Source organism: Leptolyngbya boryana PCC 6306, from assembly GCF_000353285.1.
Classification (GTDB): domain Bacteria; phylum Cyanobacteriota; class Cyanobacteriia; order Leptolyngbyales; family Leptolyngbyaceae; genus Leptolyngbya; species Leptolyngbya boryana.
The window spans coordinates 3,824,444-3,842,893 of record NZ_KB731324.1 but is presented as its reverse complement, the minus strand read 5'-3'; the positions used below and the strand labels follow the sequence as shown (position 1 = coordinate 3,842,893).

General features: G+C 46.7%; 15 protein-coding genes. 7 read left to right on the top strand and 8 right to left on the bottom strand.

All coding sequences use genetic code 11. The features are described from left to right. Positions 1-14 precede the first annotated feature (14 nt). Complete coding sequence (locus LEPBO_RS0119325; protein ID WP_017289217.1) at positions 15-1,397, bottom strand: hypothetical protein; 1,383 nt, start codon at positions 1,395-1,397, stop codon at positions 15-17. A gap of 119 nt (positions 1,398-1,516) precedes the next feature. Continuing rightward, entirely contained in the window at positions 1,517-3,793 is a 2,277-nt protein-coding gene (locus LEPBO_RS37590) for a GumC family protein (protein WP_017289216.1), read from the bottom strand. A gap of 242 nt (positions 3,794-4,035) precedes the next feature. On the opposite strand from LEPBO_RS37590, the gene LEPBO_RS0119315 reads away from it, so the two are divergent. From LEPBO_RS0119315 to LEPBO_RS0119300, 3 genes are all read left to right on the top strand, one after another. Continuing rightward, complete coding sequence (locus tag LEPBO_RS0119315; RefSeq protein ID WP_144056235.1) at positions 4,036-5,157, top strand: polysaccharide biosynthesis/export family protein; 1,122 nt, start codon at positions 4,036-4,038, stop codon at positions 5,155-5,157. 449 nt (positions 5,158-5,606) lie between these two features. Beyond that, positions 5,607-6,848 (top strand): glycosyltransferase, encoded by a 1,242-nt coding sequence (locus tag LEPBO_RS0119305; protein WP_017289213.1) that lies wholly within the window; start codon positions 5,607-5,609, stop codon positions 6,846-6,848. A gap of 114 nt (positions 6,849-6,962) precedes the next feature. Then, complete coding sequence (locus LEPBO_RS0119300) at positions 6,963-8,057, top strand: thioesterase domain-containing protein (protein WP_017289212.1); 1,095 nt, start codon at positions 6,963-6,965, stop codon at positions 8,055-8,057. A 361-nt stretch (positions 8,058-8,418) separates the two neighbouring features. Here the strand turns inward: LEPBO_RS0119300 and hpsJ-A are convergent, their stop codons facing one another. The 5 genes from hpsJ-A to LEPBO_RS40180 all read right to left on the bottom strand — a co-directional run bounded on the left by hpsJ-A (position 8,419) and on the right by LEPBO_RS40180 (position 12,931). Further along, positions 8,419-9,129: an HpsJ-like protein, cyanoexosortase A-associated gene (hpsJ-A, locus tag LEPBO_RS0119290; RefSeq protein ID WP_017289210.1), complete on the bottom strand. Its 711-nt coding sequence runs from the start codon at positions 9,127-9,129 to the stop codon at positions 8,419-8,421. A gap of 15 nt (positions 9,130-9,144) precedes the next feature. Further along, positions 9,145-9,798 (bottom strand): cyanoexosortase A system-associated protein, encoded by a 654-nt coding sequence (locus LEPBO_RS40185; RefSeq protein WP_017289209.1) that lies wholly within the window; start codon positions 9,796-9,798, stop codon positions 9,145-9,147. Between the two features lie 6 nt (positions 9,799-9,804). Next, positions 9,805-10,704: a cyanoexosortase A gene (gene crtA / locus LEPBO_RS0119280; RefSeq protein WP_017289208.1), complete on the bottom strand. Its 900-nt coding sequence runs from the start codon at positions 10,702-10,704 to the stop codon at positions 9,805-9,807. A 96-nt stretch (positions 10,705-10,800) separates the two neighbouring features. Then, on the bottom strand, positions 10,801-11,790 hold the full coding sequence (locus LEPBO_RS0119275) for a hypothetical protein (protein ID WP_017289207.1): 990 nt from the start codon (positions 11,788-11,790) through the stop codon (positions 10,801-10,803). Between the two features lie 16 nt (positions 11,791-11,806). Continuing rightward, on the bottom strand, positions 11,807-12,931 hold the full coding sequence (locus tag LEPBO_RS40180) for a hypothetical protein (protein ID WP_017289206.1): 1,125 nt from the start codon (positions 12,929-12,931) through the stop codon (positions 11,807-11,809). Positions 12,932-13,332: 401 nt separating this feature from the next. On the opposite strand from LEPBO_RS40180, the gene LEPBO_RS0119265 reads away from it, so the two are divergent. Both LEPBO_RS0119265 and LEPBO_RS0119260 read left to right on the top strand, forming a co-directional pair. Beyond that, positions 13,333-13,824: a L,D-transpeptidase gene (locus LEPBO_RS0119265; RefSeq protein WP_017289205.1), complete on the top strand. Its 492-nt coding sequence runs from the start codon at positions 13,333-13,335 to the stop codon at positions 13,822-13,824. Between the two features lie 276 nt (positions 13,825-14,100). Then, on the top strand, positions 14,101-14,841 hold the full coding sequence (locus tag LEPBO_RS0119260; protein ID WP_017289204.1) for a hypothetical protein: 741 nt from the start codon (positions 14,101-14,103) through the stop codon (positions 14,839-14,841). Here LEPBO_RS0119260 and mnmG read toward each other — a convergent pair. Next, positions 14,783-16,687, bottom strand: a complete 1,905-nt coding sequence (gene mnmG / locus LEPBO_RS0119255) for a tRNA uridine-5-carboxymethylaminomethyl(34) synthesis enzyme MnmG (protein WP_017289203.1) — start codon at positions 16,685-16,687, stop codon at positions 14,783-14,785. The two genes, LEPBO_RS0119260 and mnmG, sit on opposite strands and share 59 nt — an antisense overlap. Positions 16,688-16,802: 115 nt before the next feature. Between mnmG and lexA the strand changes: the two genes are divergently transcribed. Together lexA and LEPBO_RS0119245 are read left to right on the top strand one after the other, a co-directional pair. Further along, positions 16,803-17,435, top strand: coding sequence for a transcriptional repressor LexA (gene lexA / locus LEPBO_RS0119250; RefSeq protein WP_017289202.1), 633 nt, complete (start codon positions 16,803-16,805; stop codon positions 17,433-17,435). Between the two features lie 90 nt (positions 17,436-17,525). Next, positions 17,526-18,416: an SDH family Clp fold serine proteinase gene (locus tag LEPBO_RS0119245; protein WP_017289201.1), complete on the top strand. Its 891-nt coding sequence runs from the start codon at positions 17,526-17,528 to the stop codon at positions 18,414-18,416. The last annotated feature ends 34 nt before the right edge of the window (positions 18,417-18,450 follow it).

The following is an 18,450-nucleotide window of genomic DNA, read 5'->3' as shown; positions in this document are numbered from 1 at the left end:
TCTCCGGAAAAAGATTACTTGCCATGTTTGATGTGCGTTGCTGCTGATACACAGAGGGCTGAATTGATGAGCCAAAAATCCATTCCGGTCTGGCTCATAAACGGAACATAGTTAAACGTAATAGCGATCGCGCCAATGTTGTGAGCAAGAATAATCGCGCCCCAAAGCTGTAGAGATGACCTGCGATCGCTAATAATTCGCCAGACTGCGACGCACGCTGCAATCAGCGCACCTGAATAAGCAATGACTAAAGGGATGCCGCCATCGAGTACCCAGCCTGTCCACTGAATTTCTGCCCAGATCGGCTGAGTCAATGGATTCAATTGATTCCCAAAATAGTTATTCATCATCCCCCATCGCGCTAAGCCTGCGCCCAGCGGGTATTGTGGGATGATCTTAGTGATTGTTTCTTCTAGAAAAATACCTCGGTTCTGATACAGTACTGCATCAGGTGGCTCAGTAATCAGGGACAAAAATCGTTCACTGGTGACTGATCCTCCTACACTCATTGCCCAAGTTGTGGTTGCGATCGCAATGAGAATGCCAGCGCCGATCATGGCTGTCAGGTGCCAGAGTCGCTTCAGTTGCAATAGAATTAATGCGGTCACAGCTAAGCAGACAAGCGCGAGAATGAAGATTGAACGAATTTGCGAAAGATAGATACAAAATAGACCGATCGGCACACTGATTACGCCCAGCAGCCGAAAAATCAGATGCCCTTGCTGCAAAGCAATACCTGTACCCAGGAGTAAAGCGTAAAATCCAGAGGTTGCTGCACCTCCAGGCAAATCCGTTAGCCCGGTTGGGCGATAGAGTATCAATCCATTGGCGATTACGATTTTTAAGTGTTCACCTCCGAACGCGCCTTCTTCAATATTTGAAGAAATGGCAAATTGAAAGATCTCAGGATAGTAAACTTGTAGCACTCCGACGATCGAGCTTAGAACATGAAATCCCCAGAGTAGATAGACCAGCCAAAGAAAATCACGCTCTTTGAGATCGAGCCGACTCACCCAGAACAAAGGTGCAAGAATCGCTAAGTACATCAGGCATTGAGCAGCTCCGGCTGGAATACTACTCAAGTAAGGATGCCAAAAGAACTGCAACATCATGATGCACATCACAGCGATCGCCCAAGGTTTAGCCGGATGCTTTAATCCAGTCTTCGGAATTCCCCATAAAAAAGCTAAGCTTAAGCCAAATACGGCAATCCGAACCAGTGTTCTGAACTCTGCAATAGCCGGAATCAGAAGTGAGACTTGGAAGATGAATTGGCTCACAATAAAAGCGTGTAACCAAGAAAACTTCGGGATCTGAAATCGGACTGAAGAAGATGCGACTGGAGAGTACGTAAGTCGCGAATATTCTTCCTGATGTTTCACAGCTTTACTATTCATAAGCTTAGGAACTTCCTAACATATTGAGCATTCTGCAGGGACGAAGCTGTTAGAACAGCAATAAGTCATCATGTCAGATCCGAATCGGTATGTGATGTTTGTCGGTTCAACTTGAGCAATTAGACTGTCTCAACTAAATCCGAGTTGTAGTTACGGCGGACGTATTCGTGATACTTATGCGCTAAATGCGTACCAGGCTTGAGGCAATTTGCAACGATACCTAAGACTGGGCTACCCGACATTTGCAAGCCTCGCAGCGATTCGATTAAAGCCGTTCGACCTGTATTGCCAAGCCCAACAACCAGAACACTTCCATCCACTTGACCGGATAAGATCAAGCTATCTGAGAAGCCTAGCACCGGAGGTGCATCGTAGATAATCAAATCAAATTCCTCTTTGAGGCCTTCCATGAGCGTCTTCATCTTGCTCGACGACAAGAGACGACTTGCATCCATCTGAGCCTTGCCCGCCGTTAAAACAAATAGGTTCTGCTCCATTGCAGACTGTTGGATCAACGTATCTAACGGAGCATCTGAGGTAAGATACTGGCTTAAGCCTTGTTCATTCGGAACTCTTGCATAGACATGCACTTTCGATCGATACAGATCCGCATCCACGAGCAAAACCCGCTGACCCATCGTTGCAGCCGCAAGTGCCATATTCATTGCAACGGTTGATTTACCATCACTTGCTAGCGCTGAAGCAACGACGATCGAATGCAATGGATTTTGCAGATTCGTCATTGAAAGGCTGAGATTCAAGCTCCGAAATGCCTCGCGGAAGATAGCAGCATCTTCGCTTAAGTCGATCGAGAACGTTTGAGCAGGTTTACCCGCATTTTCAGCCAAAGCTCCACTCGGTAGATTCCGTAACGAAGACATTGCGGGCAAGCTTGGTTCATGCAGGTTCTTGTAGAACGGAATGACGCTTAGCAATGGAATCTTTGTATCCTGTTTGAGGTCTTCCGCAGAATAGAGAACATCATCGAGTTTATCGACGAGGAGTGCTGCTAAAACACTGAGAAACAGGCTGCCGAGAGCGCCTAATGCCGCACTTTGAGGAATGCTTGGGAAAATCGGTGCTGGACGTTGGGAAGGGGCAGAAATAATCTGCCAGGGCTGTGTATTTTGTGCCGCTTCGATTTGCAATGTTTCACGACTGGCAAGGAAACGATCCAAGCTATCATTCGCAACCTTGAGTTCTCGCTGTAGATCGACATCTTGACGAATCAGAGACGGAATTGCCTTTAAATTCACTTGCAACTGCCGAGCCGTTGCTACGAGGGAGCGATCTCTCGCCTCTAGCGCATTGATCTCATTGCTCACTGTAATCAGCTGGCGGTTGAGTTCAATTAACGTTCCACTCAGGTTGCCTTGAGCTTGTTTCACGCCAGTTGTACTCAAAGTTTGTCTTGCTTCTCGTTCCATTTGAGCAAGAATTCCCTGGCGCTTCTTGATCAACGCTTGCACAGGAGGAGCATCTGGAGTGAGGCGCTCTGCGTTCATTGACAGCTGAGTTTCAACTTGCTGGAGTTGCGATCGTAGTTCTTGAAACGCTTTCGATTCACTGAGTGCAGAAGCCGCGATCGCAACTTCAGGAGTATTGCCGACCTGCTTTCGCAACGTTGCGTAAAGTGCTTTGGACTCAGCCAGCTTTGCTTGAGTTTGCTTTTGATTCGTTTCAATCTCACTACTGAGAGTAATCAAGTATTTTGCGCGATCTTCTGGATTCACAATCTGGTTTGATTCTCGAAACCCTTGGAGTTGACTTTGAATCTGATTGACTCGGGTGTAAAGTCCAGGAAGCTGTTTTTCGACAAACTTAATTCCTTGCTGAAGATTGCGACTTCTTAATTGCTCCCCATAATCCAAATAGTTCTGCGACAGCTTCTCAACCACGGATAGCCCTTGATTCGGATCGTGATCGAGATAGCTGACTTCAAGAATTTCGGTATCTTTGAGGCGAGTCACAGAGAGTGATGTGAGAAACTGATCAAACTTAAGATTCGGATATTCTTTTTGCAGTTCTTTGAAAGCAGGCTGTAACACCTGAGAACTTTTGAGTACTTGAGTTAGAGTCGTAAAATTCGTACTGGAAGTGAGTTCACTCAGCCCCATACTGGCTTGCTGTCCCAGCATTTTGCCTTTATCTGCCTCAATCAATAGCCGGAATGTACTCATATAGACAGGCTTGCGCGAGACTGACCATGCCATAGTTGCACCCAATAGAATCAGAGCAACGACTGCGACAAAGAGCTTTCTTCGCTGGACAATATCCCAGATTTTCTTGAGATCAACTTCGGAACGGCTCTCCGTGTTTTTTAGGCTAAAAAGGTGCAGCGGAGTTGCGTGCTCTCGCTCAGATTGATACAGCTTGGATAAAGGATTAGTACTCATGAACTCAAGTGGGTATTCCGTGATGCTACTTGCGTATTTTCTGCTGGCAGTGCAGAACACCATCAGGTTGCGCCCAGTATTTCACGCCATTTTGATTCCAGAGTCCGTAATGGTACTGAATCTCACGTTTTGAGCAGTACTGATAATCTAGGGATATTACAGGGTGGAAATTCCTTAGAATCGTTTACCTTAACGTTTGCCTGTACCTTCTTCTAATTGTCACATTTGCCATTAACTTCAATATGAATAGGGCTTTAACTCGCTTGTGTCTAGGCTTGTCAATGGCAATGATTCAGCCGATCGTTGTGTTGGCTCAGACTCCAATGCCACCCTCTAGAACGCTGCCGCTCCTGCAAGCAGGCGTAACCCCCAAATCTGAGATTACGTCAGCGATCGGAAGTAGCTACAAGTTAGGCGCAGGAGATTTAGTGCGGCTCGATCTGTTTGATGTTCCTGAACTCACGCTGGAACCACGCTACACAATTCTACTAGACGGTATGTTGAATCTACCGTGGGTAGGCAGTGTATCAGTTCAGGGATTGACGCTGAATCAAGCTTCAGAACGCTTAAAAGAGCGGTATCAGAAATTTGTCAAGAATCCTGTCGTTACAGTGAGTTTGGTTGCGCCCCGCCCTTTGAAAGTCGGCATTATTGGTGCAGTCAATCGTCCGGGATCTTACATCGTCAATACGATTGGCAGTGAAGTGAACCAGGCAAGTTTGAGCCAGCGAAGCTCGGCTGAGAGTGGGAGCCAGTGGCCGACCGTTTCTAAAGCGATTCAAACTGCGGGTGGGATTGCTCAACTGGCAAATGTCAAAGAGATTGAAGTGCGCCGTCCCACAGCAGATGGTACGCCGGAGACAATCAAGGTGAATTTGTGGAAGTATCTGAGAGAAGGTGAGCTAGCACAAGATATCCCGCTCCAAGATGGCGATACAGTGTATGTGCCCATCGCAGAGAAGATTGATCCAACTGAGGCAACAAACATTGCAATGAGCAATTTTTCGCCTGAGCAAATTCAGGTGAATGTAGTTGGTGAGGTTGTTCGACCCGGGGGTGTTGCTGTACGTCCGAATTCGACGTTGATGCAGGCAATTCTCGCAGCGGGCGGTGTTGCACCGGGGCGAGGTAAAAAGACGAAGATTGAATTAGTGCGTTTGATGCCGGATGGATCAGTGAATCGGCGAGAATTTAAGTTTGATGTTGCGATCGGATTAGATGAGAATTCAAATCCAGCAATTCATCAAAACGATGTGATCATTGTGAATCGTAGCAGTACAGCAAAAATTTCTGATCTGTTAGGAGCAGTTGTTAGCCCAGTCACAGGAGCTTTTGGATTGCTACGACTCTTGCTAGGTAATTAGTCTAGTCGTTCGCCACAATAATCTCTGCTCATGAACTTCAGGATTGCTCTCGAATCCTGAAGTTCGCTGGTGTTTCGGTTTTGCTCAACAGATACAACCCAGATTTTCGCGGATGCAATATAGTCGATGATTTGATGGTGCATCCACAATAAATTCAAATTGATCATTACACCAAGAAATTATCTAGAAACGTTCTCTTTTCTTCTACAAGCTAAACGAATCCCCGCACATCTACGTAGCTCTCTAGTAAAAGAAACTCTGTAAAATTCAAGTACTAAAATTGATTCGATTTAGTAAGTTTGCAACTATTTCTATCAACCCAGCCTTGGCGACTCATCCTGATCATTGCGGTTGCCCCTTAAGAGTTAGTCGAATGATTGTTCTGGGAGAATTCTACCTGTCAATTTGCTCAGATTTCTTATTGATCTTGTCACACCTGTATTGTAATCATGTCGTACATTCAAATCTCAAATCACATTGAAGCCCCCAGTGTTAGTAGATCTGTACGGAATCCGCATACCCCGCTGCGAATTTGTCATCTATCAAAGTACTATCCACCTCAACCCGGTGGGATTGAAACGCATGTGCGTGCTATCGCCACTTCGCAAGCTGCACTAGGAGCGAAGGTTGATGTTTTGTGCGTGAACACTTGCGATCGCGAAGGTCGAGAAGCTCAGCAAACTTACACGATTGAAGAACTCGACGGTAATGTACGCGTGATTCGACTAGGACGACTGTTGAATGTTGCACGCGTTGATGTTTTTACAACCTTCTCTCAATATTTTGATAGACGCAGGGCTGCCTATGATATTGCTCATCTACATACGCCGAATCCCGCAATGGGAATGCATTGGGCATTAGCAAATTCAACGATTCCGCTGGTTGTGACGCACCATAGCGATATTGTGAAACAGCGCGTACTCAAGCATGTTGTCAATCCGATGCTCAAGCATATTTACCATCGGGCGGCGCGAGTTTTGATTGGTAGCCCAAATTATCTAGCAGGATCAGATTTTCTACGTCCCTATCGCGATCGCGTTGAAGTTCTTCCCTTTGGGATTGATTTATCCATTTATCGCCAGCCGACTCCAGCCGCGATCGCTTACGAGAGACGATTAAGGGCAATGCATTCAGGTCCAATTTGGCTGTGTGTGGGGCGCTTAGTTTATTACAAAGCCTTGCATGTCGCAATTGCCGCTTTACGCGACGTTCCTGGCACCTTAATGATTGTTGGAAAAGGCGAGTTAGCAGACGCCTTGCAGCGTCAGGCAATGGACATTGGTGTGGGCGATCGCGTGGTATTTAAGCAGCAGCTTACTCAAGATGAACTGGTTGGAGCGTATCGGGCATCGACTGCTTTATGGTTTCCGTCGAATGCGCGTAGTGAGGCATTTGGGTTAGTGCAAGTAGAAGCAATGGCAAGTGGGTGTCCGGTGATTAATACTGCAATTCCAAAGAGTGGAGTCACTTGGGTGAGCCGAGGTGGAATTGAAGGATTAACGGTTCCGATGAATGATGCAGAGGCATTAGCAGAAGCTGCTAATCGGTTGTTAAGAGAGCCTCAGTTACGGGGAAAATTGTCGATCGCAAGTCGCACGCGATCGCTGCAATTTGATCAAGATCTGATGGCACAAGAGAGCTTGAGAATTTATGAGCGAGCGATCAATCGCAAGGAAACAGCATTCGTATAAGTTGCAATTTCAGACAGATAGCTTAGCTCAAAGAAGGCTATATTATTTTGATTTTCAGAGGTGCATCCTTCGCAGAAATAGCGTTACATATAAAATTGTTGGATGAGGGGAACCATGTCTAGTCTTGCTGAACAGTTACTTTCTCAACAGCCAAATTGGGATCAAAATCAGGACTTTCTGTATCAGATTGATGCAGATCGAGCAGGTCACTCTTCGATTGATCAGATCGAACAGGACATTGCCCAAATTTGGAAACAGGCACTATCAGTCGAGCAGATTCAGATTCACGACAATTTCTTCGACTTGGGTGGAACCTCAATGCTGGCAATCGATGTACTCGAAGAACTCGAAGAACTGTTTGACCGAGACTTGAGCCTTGCCAGTATTTTTGAAGCCCCCACAATTCAGCAACTTGCACAGAAGATCAAAGCATGTAGCCCTTCTGCGTGGTATTCCCTTGCTCCGCTGCAAACCAAGGGTTCTAAGCCCATTTTGTTTGGTATCCATGTGCTGGAATATCGCAGTCTGTGTCAGCATTTAGGATCTGATCAGCCTGTCTACGGACTGCGCTACGGGATTGCTCAAGAGTCGATCGAGCATGTTCCAGATTTACCCCGTCAGATCGAAGCCTTAGCAGGTCATTACATCCAAGAAATGCGATCGCTACAGCCTCAAGGACCTTACTTTTTGATGGGCTTTTCTTTGGGCGGGAGAATTGCGCTGGAGATGGCGCAACAGCTAATCGCGTCTGGGCAGTCAGTCGGTTCGCTGATTGTTTTTGACACTTTTCTCAGCAAGCGCTTGAGATGGAATTCGTTCAAGCAGACGATCACTAGGCTTTCGGAGCTTGAACTGAGTGAAATCATCCGCAGAACTCGCGCAGCATTGTTTCCTCGTGTCCAGCCTTCTCCTGAAGGAGCTTATAAAGCGTATCAAGCATATCCACTTGGAGAATCTCATTTTTTCGAGCCGTATTTGCCAAAACCTTATCCGGGTAAAGTCTTACTCTTCCAGGCTCAAGAGCGCGAAAGTGGAGTTTTGCAATCTCGAGAAGCACCGGAAATACTTTGGAAAAGTATTGCTTTAGGAGGGTTAGAAGTTCATGAAATGCCTGGGGATCATGGGGCAATGCTGGCGGAGCCATATGTGCAACACTTGGCTCAGATTCTGAAGCAGAGCTTAAGTCATCCTGTTCACACTAAAGTTTAGCTACCGAGGAGATACCGTGTGATGCGAGTGCTACATCTGTCTGCTGGAGAACTCTATGGTGGGATTGAACCGTTTTTAGCGACATTAGCCAAGACTCAAGCTGTCATGCCCTAAACATAGGACAAGGTTGCACTTTGCTTTCCTGGCAGACTAGTAACCGAATTCTCACTTGATCATTCGTAAGCCTGGGACAGTTTGGGCTGCTCGATAGAACCATTGATCATGCAGCCTGAAGCCCGCGATCGCTGAGCAAAAGCTGGCGTGACGCGGGCAATTAAACTATGCGATCCAAAGCGGCAATTACATCAACTGTTTGCAATTCTCGATGCTCAGATCAAAGATCATGACAGCAAGAGAGCGACTACCGCGACATTGCCAGCGGTCGAGCTTTGATTTTCTTCTCACGCGCCCAACTCGATAAAGACCAGAGATACAAAAACGCAACCCCCGCAACAGCAGCACCCAATGCCCATTTCGTGCCCTTCTTGACCAGATTCTGCGTCTGTTGGGCGACGGTTGCTTTGAGTTGAGCTTCTACCTGCTGAGCTTGCGCTTCCACGCCTTCTAGCTGCTGCTTGCGAAACTGAGGAACATTAAAGTTCTCTACGGAGCCAATCGCCGATCGCTGAACTAACGCTTTGACTTGTTCATCTGACAACTTGCCTAATTGTTCTTGAGCCGCTTTAGTTCGATCGCGCTGTTGTGCGAGTTGATTCACCAGCTTGGCGTTGTTTTGATTGTAAATTCGCCAGCCTGAGCTAACTGTGAGCGGAACTAGAAGCAAGTAAGCGATCGCATAAATTAAAAGCGCCCACGACAAGGGCTTCAGCGCAAACCGCTCGACCTTGTGGCGACTCGTTTCCTCACCCAAAAAGATCAATCCGAACCCAATTAGCGGAAAGCCAACTCGCTCGACCAAATTTCCAACCGTATTGAACTCCCAATCCGAGTTAAACACTTGAAACGGATATAACAAATCGACGAGATCGAACACACATAAGACTAAAATTCCATAGCCTACGATTCGCAAACCTGCGATCGCCTTTCCGGCAGAAGACGACTCAAACTGCATAATCACTCTACTTTGCTAACGTTTTGGAAATCTTGGCGACCACCAAGCATAAATCTCTTGCCAAACTGCGACTAATTGCTGATGAACGGCATCCACCGACTGATTCGCAATGGGTGCTGAAATTGTAACCCACAAACATCGGGAATCACGCAAATCTTCTGTGCCTAAAATTACCGGGATAGCTCGATCGAGCTTCAGATCGTAAGTGTTGCGATTCGCGAAAAATTGCGCGTGCGTCACGGTACTCGAACCGCGAGGATTGATACAAGAACTGAGATAAGCAGTCTGTTCATGCTCAAATCGATCGTAAAAACCAGTCTGTCCTTGCTGCTGCTGAGATTTCACGACAGCTTTTTGAGAATCAATCCCATAGGCAGATCGATAGCTCGCCATATCTCCATCTGATTCTGGCAGGTAGTGAATTTTTACTTTGAATGCCTGATTGTCTTGTTGATAAGTATATTCATAGCCTTTGATGTCTCCCCAATCTCTAAGCAAGCTTTTCGTTTCAATCGCCTGTCCTGCAACAAATTGAGCTTGATCGAGTTGTACTTGATTGGGAAACTCAAACACTGAATCTTGACCAAGATTCGGATCAATCACAATTCTGCCAGCAACTAGAACAATGCTGAAGAGAGTTAGCCTGAATGGCACAAGAGAGAAAATCATAGAAGATTAGCGAGATGAATGCTCTAGAGACTTCTCTGAGTGAGAAATTTCTGGCTTTGGCTGCTCGATTAGAGACTGACAGTAACCACTAAAGATGAACATCGAAATCATCGAAAAGAACTGCGCACCTTGACTGCCATGCCAGTAATCAAATCCTGCTGTATTGTGACTTGCAACTAAATGTGCTAACAGCATGATTCGGAACCCATTCACAATGAATGCAGAAAGAATCGCGATCGCCAGAACCCAAAACTTTTCTCTGTGACGAGTGGGATAAACCATTAAAAAAAAGAATGCTACTTTCAACGAAACCAGAATTGCTTCTAAGCCTGAACACCCTGGATAGACATTCACCGTTCCCGTTGGCAACGAGAGTAAGGTTCCCTGGCGCTCGACTAGAAATCCGCAATACCACATCAGCGTAAAAGAATACTTTGCCGTGAGCAGGCTAGAGTTGATGAGGCGATCAACTAGAGTCAACGCTTGCTCTAACGGCAACGCGATCATTGCAACCATCCAAAACTCGCGTTGATAGTGCTTGAATTGCTGAAATCCTACTGCGATCGCAGCCATTGCAATCCCAATCAGCAGCGAATTCAAGCCAAGAATACTACCACTCGCGCTGGTCAGATTCCATCCGCGCACAAGTAAAAGTGCGATTAAGAACCACCCGAACAGCTGCGCCCCCCTTTCCCGTCTCAAAACAATGCGATCGCGGCGTTGCCAAAGCCGATAGAACACCGCAGACCAGCCGATCAGTTCGATCGAAACATAGTTCAAATTGCCCGTAAATCGCCAATACATCAGCAGATGGAGGCTGATTAATGCGATCGCGACTCCAGCAAACTCAGCCTTCACATCGCTGAGCATCTGAATGAGTTTCAACCGATAGCGCAGGAAATACATGAGCAGGATTAAAGAGGTAGAGGCAAACTGCTAGGATTTGCGAATGGCAGTTGCCAAGCAAAGATCCGAGAGCATTGAATTCACGATCGCTCAGGTTTAACCACCAGTCGCCAAGGTCGCTCGAACTCGACGCAGGATATCGCCAAGGGTTTGAAACTCAGGATTCTGCGATAGAGCCAAAAGCGCAGTGCCACTCGTTTCATTCACCACTTTGTTGTAAGCCTGAATTGCTGTTCTCAGCGCATTCATATTGAATCCTGTACAAGCTAAAGCACTCGCCTCGCCGCAGCCTCCAAATACGGCTTCACTTGCGATCAGCATTTCCGCCAACCCCTGAGACAGTTGCAAAATCTCAGCCGACGTTAAACTCGTATTCCCAAGTGACAGTACCATACTTTTCGCAGCTTGCAACGTCAATGGAGACGCATTCGCAATATCCAGTGCAGCAAGCACACCTGCTAGTACCGCTGCTACTTTAGAATTTGGAGCAAGAATCGTTTCAGTCATCTGCTTCCCTGTAGCATCTTTCAGAGCAGGAGAGGTCGATGTAAATCGCAACTCAACCTGACCCTCTGACTTTGATAGAATCTCAACTCGAAGATCGCGCGCCACACCTTGACGATCGTTGCCAAAGATTCTAAAGCGACCATTCTGATTGCCCAAGGTATCCACATAGCGAGTAAACCGAGTTGCAATCTGGCTCGGTATACTGCTTTCACCCTCTAGGTTGAAGCGCACAAATCCCGGAGCATCTTGCTCAACTCCTGGCTCATTCGGCGGAACTGCGGACTGAGAAATCACGGTTCTGAGTTCTCCGATCGTTTCGTTATACCGATACAAGCGACCTGTTGAAACCAGAATATTCGCGATCGTTTGTTGAGTTGGATTACCCGATCTGAGCGCCTGCAAGATGCTAATGATCTCGCGAGTAGATTGAGGTGAAAGGTTCGGAGGCACAATCCCAGACCCAGGCGTCAGCCCATTCGATCCAGGGGGAGTGTGAGATAGGCTCGGTGATGCGATCGCGAAAGTAAAAACTGCTCCCAGTGCCAGCGTGCGCTTCCAAGAAACTAAGGTTTGATGCATAAGAATTCACTAAAATTTAGTACCGATAGCCTGCGTAGTTGAAACCGTAACCAATCCCGAAGGAGAACAAGGTATTGTTATCGTTGCGCCCCAAAACATTGCCGACAACAAAGGTCAAGAACAGCGGAGTTGTCTTCAGGGGCACATAGGAAACACCCAAATTGAGATCTTGTCCTGTCCAACTTGCGATCGCGGATGCCTGTGGCACAACCCGCAGTCCAGCACTTGCAAAGACTCCCACTCCTCCTCGGCGATTTTCAATGTTCTCAAAGCTGCGGAATCGTCCACCGCCGACACCCAAGGTTAATGTCAAAGATAAAGAGTTGACTTGATCGGTAGGACGCAAATCGAAGATTTTACTTGCAACACCATAAAAGGTCGAGACGGTATCCCGATTCGCTTCACCCCAAACGATGCCTTCATCTAAACCGATTGCGATCGCGGCTTTTCCAGGGAGCGCACGATGGAGTTTTAGCCCGATATCGCCATTTCGTCCGAAGCGTCGCAAACTGCCAATGTTCGCATTAACTTCTAAACCGAGGGCACGCTCAGAGTCGCCTAATCCAAATCCAGCACTCAGCGCACCATCCGATTCGTTGATTCTCGGTCTGCGGTTAGAAAATGCGAGTCCAATGAATGCATCCCCAAAGTTTGCGCCAAAAGCACTGGGAACACCAACAGTTGAACCGGGAGAATAGGCAGGAATCCGCAGTTCGGTCAAAGGTTCAATCGTTAAGCGCTGACGTAAGCTCTCTGTATTTTCGCTGGCTTGAGCGATCGAGCTTTCTGAAGTTGAAGACTCTGCAAGTAATTGGCGAGCGCTAGCCTGAGATTGAGTTTTGAGAAAATTTTCTTTAGTGACACCTGCTAAGCGCGTCGTTTCGGGCTTAGAGATCGGCATTGCGGGTTTAGAGATCGGTTTTTCAGGCTTAGAAATTGGCGTTTCGCGCTTAGAAAACTCAATTTCACTTGCTTCAGCCGTAGGAGTAGATTTAAGCCAAGACGCATCCCTAGGATGTTCTAAATCGGGCTTTTCAGCTTGGCGATCGTCCGATTTGAGATTGTCCGATTTGATAATGACTTTTGCTTTGAGGTCGAGAGTAGCTTTGCTATCTGAGGTAGCTTTTGCCGCGAAGCTCATCCCCCCAAATCCAGCAAGGATGAAACCGAATGCGAAACATCGAATCCAGAGGATTGATATCGGAGGGCGTGGACTTGAGTAGGAGATTTTCATAAACTGGGGCTTTCGTCTTTATCTGACTGAGAAAGAATCAAGGAGATCCGCACCGACAGTCTATAGAGAGTCTCTCTACGTATACTCCGTAAATCTGTGTATCTTTTTTGTAAAAATCTGCAAAAGGTGAGTGCTCTTACTGAAAGGGTTGATTCAGTGAGTTCATCTAGCTTTCTGGAATTGAGGTCATGATTTTGTAGTTAAATTTACAAGCTTTTAGATAGACTGCTCTCATTTCAGGTTGCATCTTCAGACTTCGCTACTTTGCTCTATCTACGCTTGTCATCCCATCGATTTCTGGGTTGGCAATGATGAAAACACAAATTCATTCTTTTTTATCGATCGCGCTACTCATCGGGACTTTAGTTGTTGCTCCTCTCCCCGTCTCGATGCCTGTCTATGCTCAGACAGATACGATCGCGCAAGCAATTTCAACTTACAAAAAAAGCAATCAGCGCTGGATTGAAGTCGATCTTGCACGGCAACGTGTATATGCCTGGGAAGGAAAAAAACAAGTTTATGCAGTGATTGTTTCGACCGGGAAACCAAGTACTCCAACTGTGAAAGGCGTGTTTAAAATTCAATCTCAGCATCGGTTTGCACGCATGCAGGGAGAGGATTATGACACTCCAGATGTCCCGTATACAATGTACTATTATCGCGGTTATGCGATTCATGGCGCTTACTGGCATCACAACTTTGGAACCCCTGTCAGTCATGGCTGTGTGAATGTTGCAGTCGATCACGCGAGATGGCTATTTTACTGGGCAGAGGTTGGAACACCTGTCATTGTTCATTAATCATTTACGAGTCTAGAATCACTCTTGCTTCGTATGTCTTAAGTCAGGACACTTTCACAGCAAGAGTGATTTTCTATGTCTTAGGAGAGGTTTTCTTAATCTTTTATTAACCTTTTTTAACTTCTTGTACAATCTCTGCATCGGATGGGTTTGCATCTCTGAACACAAGGCACCGTAGCTGAAGACTAGCAACTGTCTTCCTACATGACATGAGTGTATTCAGCATTTAATCCGGGTGTATTGCGTCAGAAATATTAAACTGTGAGGAAGACAGGCATGACAAGATTGAGAACGCCAAGTTGGGCGAACAAATTGTTCTATCTTCTAGTCCTGACCGATCTTGGGTTCATCTTGCTACACTTTTTGGTCTTTATTTATAGTTCGCGGCAATGGAGTCCGACTTCTGATGTGCATTTCTATTCTGTTGAGCGCGATCGCGGAATGCCAGAATTTTTCCAATATACAAAGGAATTTTGGTGTGTGCTGATACTCGGCTTTATCGCATTGAGAAAGCGGGTACTAACCTATCTAAGCTGGATGTTTCTATTTTTGTATCTATTACTCGATGATTCACTCAGCATTCATGAAAATCTAGGGCTATATGTCGGGAATCAGCTAGGATTTACCACCCTGTTTGGTCTACGGAGTGCAGATTATGGAGAGATCCTAGTATCCGGCGTGATCGGGCTATGCTTGCTAGCAGGCATAGGGTTTGCGTATCGGATGGGAGATCAGGTGTTTAGAAAAAGCTCGAAAGTCTTAATCAAAAGTCTCTTGGCGCTGGTCGTATTCGGAATTGTGACAGATACTATCCATATCGTCACCCCGGATCAGTTCAATAAGATGATTGGACTACTAGAGGACGGAGGTGAGATGCTCGTTATGAGTGCAATGACCGCTTTTATTTTTATGCTGCCCGAACAAGTACAGCAGCACAATCTCAATCTCACCTCAGTCGCTACACTGCCTCCGCGAGTCGTCGAGCTTGAATCTCAAGATAGATCAGTAAAGCGTTGATATCAGCAGGATTGACTCCGCCAATTCTGCTCGCTTGTCCGATCGTTAAAGGACGCACTTTCGATAGCTTTTCTCTTGCCTCTTTTGAAAGCGTTTCGATCTCGTGATAGTTCAAGTTTTCCGGCAACTTGCGATTCTCTTGCTTACTCACTTGATCGATCTGATGCTGTTGGCGCTGAATGTAGCCGGAGTATTTGATATCAATCTCGGCTCCTTCTTTCTCAAAACGATTTAGCTCAAGATTGCCTAAGCCGTACTGCTCTAAATCCGCATAGTGAAATCCAGACCGACGCAGCAGTTCAGCTAAGGTAATTGATCCTTTGATGGCTTGCTGCGTGCCTTGGGCGATCGCTTTACCAACTTCATCGAGTTCCTTAATTCGAGTTTCATGCAGTCGTTCTTTCTCGGCAGCAATGTTTTCTTGCTTTTGCGTGAACAATGCCCAACGTCGATCGTCAATCAATCCGATCTCACGTCCTAAAGGCGTTAAGCGCTGATCAGCATTGTCTGAGCGCAGAATTAAGCGATACTCCGATCGAGAAGTCAACATCCGATACGGCTCACGCAAATCTTTCGTACACAGATCATCGATCAATGTACCAATGTAGCTCTGCTCACGCGGGAAAATGACCATTTCTTGCCCCTGACACAATCGAGCCGCGTTAATTCCGGCAACTAAACCTTGGGCTGCTGCTTCTTCATAGCCTGTTGTGCCATTGATTTGCCCTGCGCAGAACAATCCGTTGATTTTTTTAGTCATCAGCGTCGGATAGCACTGTGTCGCAGGGAGATAGTCATATTCAACTGCATAAGCAGGACGCAGCATTGCACAGTTTTCTAGACCCGGCAGCGATCGCAACATTTGTAGTTGAATTTTTTCAGGCAATCCGGTCGAAAAGCCTTGAATATACAATTCTGGAATGTCTCGCCCTTCAGGTTCGATGAAGATCTGATGGCTTTCTTTATCTGCAAAACGCACAATCTTGTCTTCGATACTCGGACAGTAACGCGGTCCTTTCGCATCGACCCAACCGCCATACACCGGCGAGAGATGCAAATTCTCCCGAATGATCCGATGCGTCTCAGCAGTCGTGCGCGTTAAATGACAATCCATCGTTTCACGCTCGACCCATACTTCTGGATCAAAGCTAAACCAACGCACATCCGGATCGCTCGGCTGCGGTTCGAGCAAGTCAAAATTCACCGATCGACGATCGACACGTGCCGGAGTCCCCGTCTTCAGTCGTCCGGTTTCAAATCCAAATCGATTCAGCGTTTCAGTTAAGCCGATCGCGGCAAATTCTCCAGCGCGACCTGCATCCATCGACTTATTGCCGACCCAGATTTTCCCACCCAGAAACGTTCCTGTCGTCAGGACAACTGCCTTGCACTCAAAAGCTACACCAAAGTACGTTTCGACTCCAATCACTTCATCATTCGCATTCAGCACCAAATCGGTCGCCATGCCTTCGCGAATGGTCAAATTCTCTTGATTTTCGACGATCGTCTTCATCACCTGGGCATATTCGCGCTTATCTGTCTGCGCCCGCAATGCCCACACTGCTGGGCCACGCGACGAATTCAAAATCCGCTTCTGCAAATAAGTCCGATCCGCCATTTTCCCAATCTCGCCCCCCAAAGCATCTGCTTCGTGAACAAGCTGAGATTTTGCTGGGCCTCCCACGGCTGGATTACAAGGTTGCCACGCGATTTTGTCCAGATTGAGCGTCAGCAGCAATGTACGACACCCTAAGCGCGCCGCTGCCAATGCCGCTTCACAGCCAGCATGTCCGGCTCCAACGACAATCACATCATAAGCATCCAGAAAATCCACAGGCGCGTTCATAAGTCACAAGACATAGCGGTGCGTCTTCTATTTTAGGGCTATACCTGGAACTCAAGCAGGATACCGGGAATGTTAGAAGAATCTAAACTTGAAACAAAATGCTGCCCGAATCGTCATGCTTGAGCTATCTCCCCCAAAACAAAAGCTGTTAGATTGGCTTGAAGATTACATCGATCGCTATCATGCTGTGCCATCTTATGGTGAGATGGCAGCCGCTTTGGGCTACAAATCAAAAGATACGATTCGATTTCATTTAACGGATTTGAGAGCAGCGGGCTATGTTGCTTGGAAAGAAGGATCGGTAAAGTCGCTCGTGATTTGTAAGCCGCGATCGCGGACGATTCCGATTCTCGGGGTGATTGCAGCCGGGGGGTTAGTCGAAACCTTTCCAGATTCAGAAATTGACGAGTTTGTTGATATTTCCACCTTGCCGCATTTTGTGGGAAAAAGACGCACGCAGATGCAAGAGTATTTTGCCCTACGGGTGAAGGGAGATAGCATGATTGGAGCCGCGATCGCGGATGGCGATGTTGTGATTCTGCGAAAGACATCTGAGCCGAAGTCGATTCAAAACGGTGAGATTGTTGCGGCTCGGTTTGAAACGCAAACGACGTTGAAGCATCTCTTTTGGAGTGGAGATCAGATCATTCTGCAACCTGCGAATCCGAGCTATCCAGTCATTGAGAAACGTGCGGAAGATGTTGCGATCGAGGGAATCTTTGTAGGCTTAGTCCGAGGATTAGTCTAGTTTCGCTCTCCAGGCAGAGATTTACAAAAGGCAGAACTGAAAGAATAGGGCTGTATTGCACTTAAATCATTGCACTTAGGCTTAACTTCTATGACTTTCAGTTTCTTTGATCTGATTTGGATATTCTTTATTTTTTCCTCCTTGCAACCGCTCTGGCAGCGCAAACAGATTGAGACAAAGCGATATCGCACCCTAAAGCAGATTGAGCAGAAACATAACAGTCGAGTGATCTTGCTGGTGCATCGCCAAGAATCGATTAGCTTATTAGGAATTCCGTTATCGCGCTACATTACGATCGAAGATTCCGAACAAATTCTCAGAGCGATTCGGTTAACTCCGCCAGATGTCCCGATTGATTTGATTTTGCACACGCCAGGTGGATTAGTTTTAGCAACAGAACAGATTGCAAGAGCGTTGATTCGCCATCCTGCCAAAGTTACAGTACATGTGCCTCACTATGCAATGAGTGGTGGAACCATGTTGGCATTAGCAGCCGATGAGATCGTCATGGATGCGAATGCTGTCTTAGGACCAGTCGATCCGCAGTTAGGCAATTTCCCGGCTGCTAGCATTCTCAAAGTTGTCGAAGAGAAGCCGATTTCTGAAATTGATGATCAGACCTTGATCATGGCGGACTTGTCGAGAAAAGCGATCGCTCAAGTTCAGCGCTTTGTCAGAACCTTACTCAAAGATACTGTGCCGCAGCAGAAGATTGCGCCAGACCGAATTGAATCTGTAATTGATGCTTTAACGACTGGGAAAGTGACTCATGATTATCCGATTACAGTAGAGGAAGCTTCAGAAATGGGCTTACCGATCAGTGTAGGTCTGGGTCGAGAGATTTATGAGTTGATGGAACTCTATCCGCAACCTCAAGGCGGTCGTCCTTCGGTGCAGTATATTCCACTGCCGTATGAGCGCCGACCTTCATTGCCTGAGCCGAAAGGTAGACCCCTACCGGAAGGAGCAAACATTCAATAAAAAACTAAAGCGATGATCCTTGTCGAGGATCATC